General features: G+C 43.4%; 14 protein-coding genes. 8 read left to right on the plus strand and 6 right to left on the minus strand.

Annotation, left to right across the window (positions count from 1 at the left end; genetic code table 11):
- Positions 1-25: 25 nt before the first annotated feature.
- From M23134_RS34015 to M23134_RS34040, 5 genes are all read right to left on the minus strand, one after another.
- Positions 26-643 carry a hypothetical protein gene (locus M23134_RS34015; protein ID WP_002704731.1) on the minus strand — a complete coding sequence of 206 codons (618 nt, stop codon included), beginning with the start codon at positions 641-643 and terminating at the stop codon, positions 26-28.
- A complete protein-coding gene (locus M23134_RS34020; protein ID WP_002704732.1) occupies positions 633-2,252 on the minus strand; it encodes a hypothetical protein in 1,620 nt (539 codons plus the stop codon). Before M23134_RS34020 ends, M23134_RS34015 begins: the two co-directional genes overlap by 11 nt.
- Positions 2,253-2,270: 18 nt before the next feature.
- Entirely contained in the window at positions 2,271-2,765 is a 495-nt protein-coding gene (locus M23134_RS34025) for a hypothetical protein (protein ID WP_045114892.1), read from the minus strand.
- Between the two features lie 836 nt (positions 2,766-3,601).
- Positions 3,602-3,793, minus strand: a complete 192-nt coding sequence (locus tag M23134_RS34035) for a hypothetical protein (RefSeq protein WP_002704734.1) — start codon at positions 3,791-3,793, stop codon at positions 3,602-3,604.
- Between the two features lie 701 nt (positions 3,794-4,494).
- Positions 4,495-5,079, minus strand: coding sequence for a CRISPR-associated endonuclease Cas6 (locus M23134_RS34040; RefSeq protein WP_002704735.1), 585 nt, complete (start codon positions 5,077-5,079; stop codon positions 4,495-4,497).
- Positions 5,080-5,223: 144 nt separating this feature from the next.
- On the opposite strand from M23134_RS34040, the gene M23134_RS41560 reads away from it, so the two are divergent.
- The 5 genes from M23134_RS41560 to M23134_RS34065 all read left to right on the plus strand — a co-directional run bounded on the left by M23134_RS41560 (position 5,224) and on the right by M23134_RS34065 (position 8,271).
- Positions 5,224-5,382 (plus strand): hypothetical protein, encoded by a 159-nt coding sequence (locus tag M23134_RS41560; RefSeq protein WP_157558786.1) that lies wholly within the window; start codon positions 5,224-5,226, stop codon positions 5,380-5,382.
- Positions 5,383-5,400: 18 nt separating this feature from the next.
- Positions 5,401-6,518 (plus strand): IS3 family transposase gene (locus tag M23134_RS34050; protein WP_085986349.1). Its coding sequence is split into 2 segments (ribosomal slippage): positions 5,401-5,680 and positions 5,680-6,518, totalling 1,119 coding nucleotides; the frame shifts between segments, so codons are not numbered across the junction.
- Positions 6,519-6,679: 161 nt separating this feature from the next.
- Positions 6,680-7,237, plus strand: a complete 558-nt coding sequence (locus M23134_RS34055) for an alpha-ketoglutarate-dependent dioxygenase AlkB (RefSeq protein ID WP_002704743.1) — start codon at positions 6,680-6,682, stop codon at positions 7,235-7,237.
- Between the two features lie 3 nt (positions 7,238-7,240).
- A complete protein-coding gene (locus M23134_RS34060; protein WP_002704744.1) occupies positions 7,241-7,759 on the plus strand; it encodes a hypothetical protein in 519 nt (172 codons plus the stop codon).
- Positions 7,759-8,271, plus strand: coding sequence for a hypothetical protein (locus tag M23134_RS34065; protein WP_002704746.1), 513 nt, complete (start codon positions 7,759-7,761; stop codon positions 8,269-8,271). The genes M23134_RS34060 and M23134_RS34065 overlap by 1 nt, the downstream gene beginning before the upstream one ends.
- A gap of 45 nt (positions 8,272-8,316) precedes the next feature.
- Here the strand turns inward: M23134_RS34065 and M23134_RS34070 are convergent, their stop codons facing one another.
- Positions 8,317-11,316 (minus strand): TonB-dependent receptor, encoded by a 3,000-nt coding sequence (locus M23134_RS34070; protein WP_002704748.1) that lies wholly within the window; start codon positions 11,314-11,316, stop codon positions 8,317-8,319.
- A 454-nt stretch (positions 11,317-11,770) separates the two neighbouring features.
- On the opposite strand from M23134_RS34070, the gene M23134_RS34075 reads away from it, so the two are divergent.
- The 3 genes from M23134_RS34075 (at position 11,771) to M23134_RS34085 (ending at position 14,633) form a co-directional block, all read left to right on the plus strand.
- Positions 11,771-13,174 (plus strand): neutral/alkaline non-lysosomal ceramidase N-terminal domain-containing protein, encoded by a 1,404-nt coding sequence (locus tag M23134_RS34075; protein WP_157558787.1) that lies wholly within the window; start codon positions 11,771-11,773, stop codon positions 13,172-13,174.
- Between the two features lie 451 nt (positions 13,175-13,625).
- Positions 13,626-14,033, plus strand: coding sequence for a VOC family protein (locus M23134_RS34080; protein ID WP_002704753.1), 408 nt, complete (start codon positions 13,626-13,628; stop codon positions 14,031-14,033).
- A gap of 102 nt (positions 14,034-14,135) precedes the next feature.
- Positions 14,136-14,633, plus strand: coding sequence for a YceI family protein (locus M23134_RS34085; protein WP_002704755.1), 498 nt, complete (start codon positions 14,136-14,138; stop codon positions 14,631-14,633).
- The last annotated feature ends 70 nt before the right edge of the window (positions 14,634-14,703 follow it).

Here is a 14,703-nt window from a genome sequence, read left to right on the forward strand (position 1 = left end):
GTAATGTGTATGTAACTTTTAAATTCTACCACCCTTTATAATCATTCCCCCGGCTATCCTGCCTGTCGTTGCCAGGTTTCACTTTCCCACCCGCAATCAGTATCCCCCGGTCCCCCGGAGGTTCTTGAGGCAACTGTGTAGGACGTTCGTTTTTCATATACACCTTGCACCAGGCAATCGCGTCGTCATAGAATTGCCTAAACTGACTGGCAATCTCTACGGGGCTATTGGCAGGAACCACTCTATAAAGAGCAATGTCTACGGCAAAATCACGTACAATCGTACTGCGGGGATCGGTGGTCAGGGGCTGCCAATAAGCAGGGTTATCGCTGGATGGAGTAATACCTTGGTTGGCTTTCACTGCCCTATAATATTGAACCTCTGGAGGCAGGTTGGTGTCCCCCACAGCGTTTACCCACGCCAGTTCCCCCGCCGCAAAGCTTTGGCCAGTGCCGTTATAGGCAAACAGTCGGATAAATATTTTTGGCAACGAAGACCGGGCAGCCATGTACTCCCCCATTTCTTCGATGGCCGATTTTTGGGCTTCGGCAAGCTTGCCCCAATCCCCTTCTATAAAATCAAGCAAGTCCGCCTCGCTTAACCTTCGGCGGTAGTCGTAGCGGTGTAAAAAGTTAGAATGCATCTTTTGATCGTTTTCTTGGTACAGTTTGCGTTTTGCGTTGGCTGGTGCCCTTCCCTCTGAACTTCTTGTATGCTTTCGCAAATTTTGCCACAAAAAAGTAGCGCAAGGCATCTGAAATGTGCCCAAAGGGTTGGTAGCGAATTTTGAGTTTGGTGTCTTCGATCGTTTTCTTGCTGATGGTGCCATCCTCCGCCTCTTTGGTGTATTCAAACTCCCGAATCACCGTTTTGCAACGAGCTTTGTCTACGTGTACCCGAATGCCATAGCTCTGCTTTTCTAAGATCAGGTTGATGAAGTCCCCACTCTCCGAAACCCCTGGTGCCTTGATCAGCACCATATCACGCAGGCTGGTAAAGTAAGGTTTGAGCTGCTCAAAAATCACCTTAAAATCGGAGCGCTTGTCCCTGGTTTTGGTTTGCTGGTTTTTGCCCGATGGATCACCGTGGATATAGATTCGCCCCTGGTGGGATTGGTATATTTTCAAAAAATCCTCACAAGTATGAGGGGTGGTGTTGCGAGGGGTTTTATTAAGTATCTCGTCTAAAATATACACATCAATCATTCCTTCCTCTGGGCGTACAAATACCTGAATGACTACGCAAGTCACATAAGGGTGCACATTGAAATCCCAGGTAATATCCAGGGGGTGGGCAGGGTCATACACTGCATCGTAATAATGTCCCGTATGCACGCTGGCGTCCCATTGTTTCCAAAACTCGCCTCCACTTTTGGCCAGAGGGTCACCATAAATCAGCATCCCGTGCCGATGAGAGGCAAGGTTGGCTTCCTGTTTTTCTATATAGTTGGAGGGCAGGTTTTTGAGGTTTAGGTGAGTCGCCGAAATCACTACAAACTTAGAGTCCCCGCCTACTTTCTTTTTAAAGTACTGGGGTGGATTGTAAATCTTTGCCTTGATTTCTTCTTCATACTCGCTCAACTCAAACCAATCGTTGATCCAGGGCACCTTGGCAGGTGATGTAAAAATATACAAAGGATTAAAAGGGAGGTTAGCGACTACAGGGCTTCCTTCATCATATTCCTCACTAGTAAGTGCCTGTGTTGCCTCACTGATATAAAGCCCTTGTTGGCGAAGCCTTCCTAGAATTACCTCCTGCACGGCTTCCTCACGGGTGTCCTTGGTTTCATCCAAAATCGCCCAGGCAAACTCTTTCCCATCGTGGGCTTTGTAGTTTTCCAGGCTACCAATGAACACCACGCAGCCATTCCAAAAACTAATCTTGTTGCGGTAACTCTTAAAAGCGTGCCCTTCCCGGCTAAAGTGCCTGGGGGGTTGGGTACCCACCACATAGTCGCCCTGCCCCAGGTATTCGTCATATTCTTCCAACCCCAAATCTTTCCAGACCAAAAAGACCCGGTACAAGGTAGAGTCAGTGAGCTGCATATCGGTGTTGGCGCCCATAAAACCAAACACTCCGGGAAAGTTGGTAATCAAACGAAACGAGATTAAACCAGCCCCGTGCGTTTTGCCTGCTCCCTGCCCCGCCATAAACAAGTTGACCGGGGTGCGTGATGCATAAATATCAAACTGGGGCTTACTGGGGCGAACGATGAGTTTGGCAGAAGGAGAACTATTTTTTTTAGTTGCCATGATTGTTCTATATCTTTTTTAATCCTCTTTTTTGTGTGGATTTTCGATCATTACCTGAAAACTTTTGGTAGTGATTTCCCCTGAGTGCTCTAATTTCTGCTTGCCATAGCCCAGATGCCCTCCTCGAGCTCCAAGATAATCTACAATGGCTTTGGTATCAGGTGGGAGGTACTTTTTTACTTTAACAATTTTAAAATCATTTTTCCCTAATCGTACCACGACTTCTTCTTCATAAGTCATCCCTTGTATTCTTTGTAAAAGTTTACTTTCGGCAAACTCACAAGATACATCTCTAACGTCCCGCCTAATTGCCTGGAGAAACTTTTCATCGTTTTCCAGCCAACGGTAGACAGAGCCACGGTTAACTTTTGCCATGTCACAAGCAGTTTGAATAATGCCTAGGCTTTTTTCCATAGCTTTTAAAAAGTCAGCTTTCTTTTGGGCAGTTGATCGTTGATTTCTTTGGGTAGGCGGTTGAGAAGTGTTAAGTTTTTTCTGAGTGTTTTTGTTCATAGTGTTTATTTTCAAACCCTGATACGTGCGCACGCATGTAAGTCCGTCTCGATCGTCTCAAGACCGTTGGTTTATAAATATACAAACACTATAAAGAAAAGTCAATTTAAGTTATCAATGCTCACACATTTGTCATTTTACAGTTTTGTCAGCGCGGTATTTTTCGTAACTTACGTTCAATGTTGTATGATAGTATATAACAAAAAGTTCAAGGTGTATTGAGGTTGATCGTCTTACACCTCTGGGCTATTCACATAGAAAACAGAATACGTGTAAACCATGCAAAACGAAGGTAAAAAAAATAAAACAAAGAAATGTCAAAACCTATTGGAGAATAAATCAACAGGTTGGACTAATCAGGTCTGCTTATCCGGTTTTCCATCTAAAGTACAAATATCAACGGATATATTGTTTCAACTTGAATTTCCACAAGAAGAAGAGTTAAGTCTCACTTTTCCTAGTAGGAGCTTTGGGTAACAGGGGAGGGAGCTGAAGCGGTTTCATCTAAAAGTTCACCGTCTCAAACTTGAATTCAGGGAAAGTTGAGGTCATACTTACTGTTCAATGAATTCAGCAAGCCCTTGTTGGGTCACCTCGCCGTAGCCAGAGGAATAGAGGAGCACCAACTTGGCGGCTTCTTCTTTGGGGTCTGCCTCGATGATAAGGGCAGGTAGTTCTGTGGGGATAGTAATTTCGTAGAACTGATTTTATCCGGTATCGGCATCGTGTACCTTAGTCCCACCTTGGGCTTCAATGCACCGAAGTACGGTTTGTCGTCTACACACCAGTGGTTGCCAGTGCTGTCATGCCATAGAAGGGTACCACAAACTGGTTGTTCACCAGTGGCTGACCACTTTTTGGTATTGTTCATTGGTAGATGCCTTGATGTTTTCGTGCTGGATAAACTTCATTGCTTTCCAGTCAATCATTTCTAAGCCTAAAATGCGGGAATGTAGTTTTTCGGGAGTGGAGGTTTGATCTTTTGTTATAATTGAGCCTCGATTTAAAAAGTAGTGTTCATAAAGCATTTGGTAACTGTGATTACCAATGCTTACGAATATAGCAACAAACTATTTAACTAATAGAAAATTTGACAAAACTTTAACCATTACATACCATTTATTAAAAAAAATTAAGAGGTTACTAAAGTGGTTACTATGGTGGTAGATGTGTTTTGTAAGGCATTTATTATAAGTGAGTTATATGTAAAGAGCAGAGTTCTGGCAGTGTAGAGGTCATCAGTTCGAATCTGATATTCTCCACTCAGAACCGTCTTTTAGACGGTTTTTTTTTGCTTTAGCATGTAGGTTTGAGTAGTTTTATGTAGTAGCTGTAGGTAGCTAAATAGGTAGCTAAAAAAATAAGTATATGGGCTTCAGTACTCTTTTCTTACTCAGAAAAAATCTCATTGATAAAACAGGGCTTGTCCCAATCCATTTAAGAATTAGTCTGTCCTATAATCACCAAAATGTTTTAACCATTGCCAAGGCACTTCATAAAAAAGCCAACAAAATTTCTGTCGGCTTTGGTCTTAAGTAACCATCCTATAATAGGAGGCAAAGGTAATAACGGTTGAAGATAACCCCCACTGCCTCGTGCAAAATAAAACCCTTCTCCTTATTTTTTTGTAGGAATTTTCCTTTGTACTGAAGGTTGATTAATTCAGGCTATCTTCTACCTGACAGGTATGGAATAGTAAGATGACGCTGAAAACCTGACATGTGTGTAATTAAGTTTTCACGGGTATAACCGTCCCAAACCCCACACTTACCTTATGCCCCAAGCCAATGTTTTTGGGCAACAATACTTCAGTCTCAAAATTGAGATCAAAAGCGGCAAAACGTTGGTCTTTGTACCTCGCCCAGTGTTGGCGGTGGAGCTGAGTAATTTTTACCTCAAAGCGGGCGCCGATGTGCCATTGCACGCTCTTGGCAAAACTAATGATATTGCTCACCAGCTTTTGCTCCAAAAACAACAATTGATCGGTTTGGTACTTGAGTTGTTGGTATTGGGCATAGTTTTCCTGGTTGAGCCCCAGCCAGCGGTAAATGCGGTATTTTTGGGGTGGGTGCAGGGTTTTTAGTTCCAGCTCGCGCATATCCAGGCGGTCAATGCGCATGGCCAGTGCCCGGTCGTGGAGGCGCAAGCTCCAGTCGGTTTGGTCAAACAATTTATGGATTTCTTCTACCCCTTTGTGCACACAAAGCAACACAGGGTGCCCCTTGATACATTTGTATTGAATTTTGGGGTAACGATACAGGTATTTTTTGTTGTGGAGGTGGTTATGAAACCAGTGGTGTGATCGAATCGCCAAAATTTGGATACTGAAAGATGTTTCAGGGGTAAAAAAATAGTAGCCTGACGGCTATGGTGTCTCCACGAGCTGATCGCAACCTTGAAAAGCACTGAAGGGGCGGTTTGGCTTTGCTGAGCACCGACATTGCAAAGCATCACATTTATGAAATACGCTCTTAAAGAAGAATACTTCGAAACCCCTTTGTTTCAAGAGACAGTACAGGCTTATTTTGATACGGTGTTGCAAGTGATTTGGCAAGACTATATACTGCTCCCCAAAAACTGGACATTGAAAATGCCTAAATTTAGAATACTGGCTTAAAATGTCTAACTTTAGCTCATGGCAAAGTACAAAAAGCATTCAGCTTCCTTTAAAGCAAAAGTTGCGTTGGAAGCGCTTAAGGAACAGAAAACGATGGCTGAATTATCTTCTGAATATAAGGTTGCTGCTTCCCAAATTTGTAAATGGAAACAGGCACTTCTAGAATTAGCTGAGGGTGTTTTTGCCTCCCCATCCAAGCAAAAAAAATCAGAGGAAGAACGCCAAAAAAAGGAATCTTTATTGTATGAACAAATTGGTCAGCTTCAGGTAGAATTAACTTGGCTAAAAAAAAAAGTTCAAGCCTGACTCTTGAAGAACGAAGGCAATTAGTGAGAAGTGATCCAAAATTAAGTATTGCCCAGCAATGCAAGCTTTTAGGGATTACTCGGTCTAGTTACTATTATGAGCCATTAGGAGAAAGTGCTGAAAATCTTTATTTTATGCGTTTAATGGATGAGCAATATTTACAAACACCTTTTTATAGTTATCGTTTGATGTGGGCTCGCCTTCGTTCTTTGGGGCATGAGGTGAATAAAAAGTGTATTCGGCGTTTGTATAAAAAGATGGGGTTAGAAGCGATTTATCCTAAGCCTGACCTATCCCGTAAGCATCCAGAGCACCAGCTATATCCATATTTGCTTCGGAATGTCTCTATTGAGAGACCTAATCAAGTGTGGAGCACTGATATTACTTATGTACCGATGAAACAAGGTTTCTTGTACTTGGTGGCAGTAATGGATTGGTACAGTCGTTATGTGTTAGCTTGGGAACTGTCTAATAGTTTGGAAATGAGCTTTTGCCTCAATGCACTTGACAGTGCTTTTCAAAATGGTCAGCCAGAAATTTTCAACACTGATCAAGGAACCCAATTTACTGCAAATGCATTCGTGAAGCGTTTGTTAGACAAAGGCATACAGGTAAGTATGGATGGTAAAGGAAGAGCTTTGGATAATATTTTTATTGAAAGACTTTGGAGAGATGTAAAATGTAATCACATTTACATCTATGATTATGAGGATGGGCTAAGTTTGTATCAAGGGTTGAAACAATATTTTATATTGTATAATGAGCGAAAACCTCACTCTGCTCTCACCTACAAAACCTCAGCACAAGTCTATTTTCAAATATTAGAATAATTAAATTATGGTTTAATTTGCCATATTCTAATATTTCAAATTTTTGACGTCCAACCATTGGAGAGTACCTTATTCTATTCAATTCATTTCGGCTTAATCGGATCATTCAGAAATCAAAACCACCGCAATGGCAGAGGCAATCATCAATAAACCGCTCAACTATGTCTAATTCTGTTTTACCCCCCATAGAGGGACTAGAGTATGTGCCCGATTTTGTAAATAAAAAAGAAGAAAAGCAGCTGCTGAAGGAAATAGCCAGTGCCACCTGGGAAGACCTCTATGTGAGACGAGTACAACAATATGGCTATAGGTATCACTTCCTTAAGCGTACAATGGATCACGTGTCTACACATACCCCCTTGCCCGGTTGGGCTGCCCAACTTACCCACGCTTTTCTAATAAAGCAATATTTAAACACCCTACCCGACTTATTAATCGTAAACGAATACAAAGTAGGAGAGGGGATTAAGCCTCACATAGATAGTCCACTGCTTTTTGGTGAAACCATTTTGATTGTAAGCCTGGGGGCAGACTGTATCATGGAGCTTGAGCCAATGCCAGAGGCTGGACAAGGTAAGCAGACCTTGTCGTTGGCAGCCCGTAGTTTGCTGGTGATGCAAGGCGAAGTCCGCCACCATTGGCAACATAGCATTGTAAATGTACAAAAGCGCAGGGTTTCGCTTACTTTTAGAACAGTAAAAGATGAATATAAAAAATAAGTAATGATGAATGATGATGTAGACACTTCGCTGATGTTGCGAATAGTGACAAATGTATTGGACAACGATTGGGAAACCGCTTGGTTAAAGTTAACAACTGACCCAGGTGATGCGCGTTTGGTTTTACCCAAACCTATTAAACTAAGGAGCATTCACTTCGCTGTCAATGATGCTTATGAGGCAGTAGAAAAACACAAGCAAGAGGCTGTCAATATAGCCTATTGGGACGAGCGGGAAGCTTATTTGATCCAGGCATTGGGTAAACCTGTAAGCGTAGCCGTGAAAGAAGAGTTGCAGGCGGAATTAGACGGTATTATTGAAAAAAAACGTGATCTATTGCACCGTAACCTGGCTTCCCCGTTAGGCCCTCCTAATTTGGTTCAACAGTATGGTTCAGTTGCCCGCTGTTTGGTTGATGTACTGAAAATAAATGATCCTGAAAGCGTGATTGAGAATGCCTTGATTCACGATATTGGGCAACTTTTTAAGCAACGCATAGCCAACACAATTCGCCCTGAGTAATGATTGAGGAAATAAATACAGCATTGGTATTAAAAGTAATTGACGAAATGTTGCGCAATGACCTGGAAACCATTCGGGCAAAGGTAACAACTGATGAAGATTATGCCCTTTTGTTTTTGCCTCATCCTCCCAGTCTCGACCTTCTCGAAAGAGTATACAACACTGTTACTTGTGCTTATAATGGAGTATATTATGGTATAGAAAAAGGCAAGAGGGCGATGCAACAGCATGAACGACTCGCCTATTTGGAAAAAACACTAAAAAGCTGGAAGTACAAGCTTCCTTACTTCAATAAAAAAAAGCAAGTACTTCGGGCAGAAATGGAACGTATCCAGGATGAGTTTTCACAAGAGATATTATCTCCTGCTACTCCTGATTGGTTACAAGATATAATAGGTTTGGCAGCACTATTTGTTATATTGATGAAGATAAACGACCCTGAAGGTGCTTGCCAAAATGCCTTGAGCCACGATATTGAAAAGTTTTTGCAAAACAAGGTCTCCAAAGAGTAAAAACGGCAAGGTTACTTTCCCTTGTTGCTTTTACCTTTTACTCTTTTAAAACACATACCTCGCCCCAAATTGAAACTGTCGGGGTGGGGCGGCATTTCTGATGGTTAAATTGCCCGAAGCACGAGGTCCCACCTGAATCTGGTTGCTTTGACTGGCATTGTTTGAAAATCCACTCAGGTTCTCTGCATCAAACACGTTAAACACATCGGCGCTTATCTCGAACTTGTGGCGACTGTTTTTACCCAAAGGTATTTGATAACGCAAACTCAAGTCAAATGTATTAGACCAAGGCAAGCGGTCGCTGTTGCGGGGTTCTCCTGGCGAGCGGTCACTGTTTCCCACATAAGCATCACCAAACGACCTGCCATCGCCGTTGAGGTCGGTGGTGCCAAATATACTGGCATCAGGAATACGGTTGATGGGTTGCCCGCTTTGTAGCAAAAATGCGGTAGTAACCGTGAAATTTTTAATAGGAAAAAAATTGATCACCCCATTGATCACATGGCGGCGATCGTTGAGGGCGGGTCCCCACTCTGCTTCAAAATTGTTGGCATCCATTGCCCTGAAGTTAATGTCTTCAGTGTTGTTTTCCAGCAACGACAAAGTATAGGTAAAACGGTAACTCACTTTACTTTTGCCTTGGGCTTTCTGGAGGTTAAAACTCGCCCCCCAATAGGTAGACCTCCCGGCGGTTTCTGATACAACCACATTGCGTGCTATGCCACTGATGCGTTGTCCGTTGATGATGGCATAACTGCCATTGGCATCGGTAAGTATGGGTACTGGGCGGGTAAAATCCGCTTCGGTTTGGGTGCGTACTGGCTTTGCCTGGCTAGGGCTAAACGGTTTGGGAGCATTGAGGTTGCGCAGCCTAAACAAGTTATACGACTGATTGTGCACCAGATCAACATAAAACAAAAAATCGCGGTCAAACTCATATTGATACCCCAACGATATTTGATGGGTATAAGGGTTTTGCCAGCCATTGGGCGATAATATGCGGCGTTCGTTGCTGAATATATTATTTCTTTCGTTTTGCAAGGCGGCAGGTGCCTGAAGGTAGCCCACATTGTCTACATTTGCCGTAAGATTGCCATCAAAAACGAGTTGGTTCAAATCTGCCGATGGATCGATCAGGTCTTGTGCCTGTAGCTGTTGCAATTGTAACAGGTAATTGTCAGACCTGGTGTTTTGCTGTAGGGCATCGCTATACACCGCATACAGTATTTTTTCAAAAAAAGTGCCTATACCACCTCTGATCGAACTCGACGCATTCAACTTATAATTGAAACTAAAGCGAGGCGCAATGTTATTAAAATCTCCTTTGCCTGCTCCGGTTTGCGATAAGTTATCAAAATCGTAGCGCAGCCCCAAGATCACATTCAAGCGCGAGGTGACCGAGTACACATCCTCTACATAAGCACTGTAAATGTTTTGTGTACCCCCAAACGAGTTGGGTCTGAGTTCTACGCTGGCGCTGAGTACCTGCACTGTAGCGGGTACATCGTCAATCTGGAGGTTTGCCCCTTTGTTTTGGGCAATAATTGAGGCAAGTTCAGCATTGGTGGGCAAGACGGTATAGTTGCCATTGATGTTGCCCCCGCCAAACAACGAGTGCTGGGCACTCAGGAGCTCAAGGCCGGCTTTGATGGTGTGTTGGCTGTTCAGCGAGTATTCCAGCTTTTGCTGAATTTGCCAGGTTTTTTCGTGAGAGTCAAAAATAAACCCCGGGTGTCCCAATACCGCTGCAGGAAGATTATTGACTAAAATATTTACCTGAGGGCTTTCCCCGTTTTGAGGCCTGCCATAGTTCCAGCGAAAGCGGGCAAACTGCACATTGCTTTCCCAGGTCAGTTGTTTGCCCGTATAGAGATTTTTTAATGCAATCAACGTCGAGTTTCTATCTTGCAAACTTGCCGCAGAAGGAAACAAAGTGCCTCCTTCCAAACCGCCGCCTTGCCGTTCAATGGCACTTATGCCCACGTTTGCCCGCAAAGTAGTAGACCAGTACTTGCTCCAGAAATGATCTATTTTACCCGAAAGGTAGGTAAACCTGTTTTGCCCCCTCACGGTTTCGTTTATATTGAGGTCGGGCGAGTTGAGCAAGTTGTCTTTTACATCGATGGTTTGCTCTGCATTGATGTAGTAGAAAGTCTTGTTTTTAATCAAAGCTCCCCCTAGCCCAAATCCTGTTTGGTAACGTTGAAAACCATCTTTTACCTGATTGCCGCTTAAATCGCGTTGGGCAAATTCTGAGGGGGAGTCAATGACCGACCCAGGACGGACAAGCAAAAAAACTTCGCCGCTTAACTGATTGCTGCCCGAACGCGAAGTGATATTGACAATGCCATTGCCCGTGAGCCCAAACTCAGTAGAATAGTTGTTGGTAAGCACCGTAATGTTTTTGGTAAATCCTACAGGAATGGCAAATTTTTGCCCACCCAAAAAGCGTTCGTTATTGTCCATGCCATCTATCATATAATTGGTAAACAGACTATTGGCCCCGTTGATGCTGATGTTGGGAGCTTCGGGATAAAACCCTGTGGCCTGGGTAATGTTGGGCAAACGATACAAAGCCCGGGTAATGTCGCGCCCCTCTATAGGCAACGCCTGAATTTCTTTGAGCTGGAGGTCTGAGGCTACTTCGGCATTGATGGTGTTTATTTTAGAAGTGGCCGCCGATACTACTACTTCATCGAGTTGTTTTGAATTTTTGCGGGTCAACAACAGTTGCACACTGGGTTTTGCCTGGGCACGGAGATCTATCCCAGTGATTTTGGCGGCTAAGTATTGCCCATTTTCTGGCACGCTTACCTGGTAAGCCCCCAGCGTAGACAAACCCCTAAACCATACCTTGCCCTGGGCATTGCTCACGCTTTGGGTGCGGTAACCAATGGCAGGGTTTTCAAGGTATACCTGAATGTTTTTTACTGGCTGGAGGTCAGGCAAGCGAAGAAGACTTACCTCTAAGTTTACCTGAGCCCAACCAAACGAAGCAAGGCTTAGCAAACAGCCGATATAAATGAGGGTAATTAGTTTTTTCACAGTTGTTATCATCAATTGATTGAGAAAGCCTGGAAAGCCCGGTTGAGCTAAACCAATGCCAGATACTGGCGCAAAATATCGTGATAATTTATTGAAGTTTGCAAGAGGACAGCCGATAAAATAAATAAAATGCCTGGAGGTGTTCGGGGTGGGGGACATCGTTTGAATCAACGCCGGGCTATTCGAAAAAAATGTGTACTTTTGCCGATTGCCAAGCACGAGTGCTTTGGGAGCTAAGTAAATTCTACATTATTTCGAGTTTATTTTGGCGGCTGTCAAACCTCCAAAAAACGAGCATAGCCTAAGCTACGTGAGTTTTTTTAGGTGAAGTCAGCAGGCAAAAGAGACTGGAAAACCGAGCCTACAGCTATGCTGTGGCGAGCTCTGCGAAGCTAATGTGTAAGGGATTTAGTACCCAGAGCACGAACACCTTGTAGTTTACATGAGCATTGATATGATGAATCCAGGCGTTAAAAAAGCATTGAGAATAACTAAAAAAATCACCTTTTTCTTTTTAAAAGCATTAGGTATTTTTATCCTGCTGTTGTTGGTTTTTATTGGGGCAAACCTGACCAAAATAGACCGTACCCCCTACAAAGAAATGCCCTACTACCGCACCACTATGGAGCGTATAAAAGCGCTAAAAAATACACCTGCTCCTGTGGTAAGCAATCAAACCGATTCAATAAAAGCAGGCTGGGGCAAGGCAGATTTTACGCCCAACCACCCGGTACACCTGGCAGGCTATGGCGACCGCTACGGCAATAGCGTAGGTTTACAGGATTCGCTGCGGGCAAGGGCTTTTGTGTTTGATAATGGCAATCGTAAAGTAGCGATGGTTACCATAGACTTACTCATAGTGCCCCCTACCATACTTGCCGTAATACACCAACAGCTCTCAACCATTGGTTTTGCCAAAGAAAACGTATACTTTTCGGCTACCCATAGCCACAATAGCGTAGGACATTGGGGATCGAGAGTCGTAGGGCGGTTGCTTGCCGGAAGTTATGAGCAAAGTGTTGTAGATAATATAGCCCGTGCGGTGATCAGGGCGATCAAACAAGCCGACCAAACCAAAGAGTACGCCCAACTCGGATATGTGAAAATAAACGCTAAAGACTTGCTATACAATCGCCTGGTGCGCGAAAAAGGCATTGTAGATCCTTGGTTGCGCTTGCTAAAAATAAAAAAGCAATCGGGCAAGGTAGCCACACTTTTTACCTTTGCCGCCCACTCTACCTGCTTCGCCTCTGAGCGCAAACCTATTTCGGGTGACTATCCCAATCGAGTCATTCAGTTGTTGGAAAAAAGCCCTCAAATAGATTTTGCCGCATTTTTTGCTGGAGCCATGGGCAGCCATGCGCCTATAGATGTGCCCGGTGGCAACGACTATGAGCAACTGGAAAATATATCGACGAAAATGTCGGCGTTGGTGCTCGATAAAATAGACAGTGTTTCTACCAAAGCCAACAAGCAATTGTTTATGCGTTCGCTCAAGATAGACTTGCGTGCTCCACAAGTAAAAATCTCAGAAGATTGGCGTTTACGCCCCTGGTTGTTTTATGCCTTGTACGGCGATTACCCGGCTTATATCACGGCATTGCGTCTGGGTGATTTGGTATTTGTAGGCACTCCTTGCGACTTTTCGGGTGAGTTAGTGCCCCAGTTCGATGCTGTGAGCCAGCGCAAAGGAGTAGAAACTATTATTACCAGTTTTAACGGAGGCTATGTAGGCTACATTACCTATGATAAGTGGTACAACGTAAACGAACCTGAAACCCGCCACATGAACTGGTTTGGGCCTTACAATGGGGCTTATTTTACCGAAGTAATCCAAAAAGTAATTGAAACCATGTAGTAGTTAGTTGGGAGCTTTTACAGCGTCCACCAGGAGCTGAGTATTTTGGGTTTTATACCAAATCGTTGCCATTACCTGTACACTAATTTTTTTGTATGTCTACGTCTAAAAGCCATCACTGTCCCCTCCTCTTGGTCTTAAGACCAAGAGAGCGGGTAACGATAGCGAAGAACATGCATTGTGTTGGTCTTGCCAAAAGCTTTAAGACCACTACAAGTGAGTTTGTATGGGTTTTCAATAAGACTTGGTTTTACACTTTGCTCTGCCAGTTTCTACTGGTTTTATAACTCGTTGATTTTAGCGGTTTATAAAATCGGTAGAAACTCTCGATTTTGTTAGTTGCCTATAAACCGAATCTACAGCAGCTTGCTGTGATGAGCTTAACGTAGTAAGGTGTACCGAAAACCTAGCATCTAGTCCCTAGAACCTTAAACTATAGAATAAAAAAAATATGACACAGAAAATCGCCAATATTGTTTTGTTGGTAAACGACTACGACGAAGCCATTGAGTTTTATACCAAAAGCTTAGGGTTTACCCTCATAGAAGACACCGTGATGAGTGAAACCAAAAGATGGGTCATAGTGTCGCCGCCAGGGGCTACCGAGAGCCGTTTGCTGTTGGCAAAAGCCAAAAACGACGCCCAAAAAATAAGGGTAGGAGACCAGACTGGACAAAGGGTATTTTTGTTTTTGCATACCGATGATTTTTGGCGTGATTATAAAAAAATGACCGAAAATAAGGTCAGGTTTGTAAGGGAGCCCAGCGAGGAGACTTATGGCACAGTAGCGGTGTTTGAAGACCTCTATGGCAACTTGTGGGACCTGGTAGAACCCAAAGAAGCAGGAATAAACGAGTAGCAAAAAGTAAGTTAGTGTTGAATAACTCATGCAAATTTTACTACAGAGGGACTATGAACTGCAGACTGAATACGATGATACATATAATTAAAAAATAATGAAATGAAGAAAACCCATTCGTTGCCTGTTTTATTCACCCTGTTTTGCCTGGGGTTTGCTTTTGACTCCCAAGCCCAAAGAAAACAGTATGTAGCCAAAAACTCCACGGTTAAGCTTGATTTTGCCACCAAAGCAGGGAGTATTGTAGGTGAGAACCAAAGTGCTACAAGTGCTCTAAACCCCAAAACCGGACAAATGTTATTTACGGTACCTGTCCAGGCGTTTAAGTTTAAGCGAGCCATTGTTCAAAAGTATTTCAATTACCCAGGATTGGTTTATTCAAAAAAATATCCCTTCATTAAATTCAAAGGGAAAATTGTTGACTTTGCTAGAATTAAACTTAGAAAAAAGCGGGAATATGCAATAGTCATAGAAGGTGAGCTGACCATGCGTGGAGTAACCAGGTCTATCAAAGCTACCGGACAACTTAAAACTGGCAGAAAAGAAATAGTAGGCTTTGCTCAGTTCAATATTCCTGACATTAGCAAATATGGCTTATGAAAAGTAAATGGCAAACCTGTGATCCAGGCGGTGCGTGGGGTAGGGGTAGACGTAACCGTAAACGCCATAT

It is taken from the genome of Microscilla marina ATCC 23134 (assembly GCF_000169175.1).
In the GTDB taxonomy this organism is placed as follows: Bacteria; Bacteroidota; Bacteroidia; order Cytophagales; family Microscillaceae; genus Microscilla; species Microscilla marina.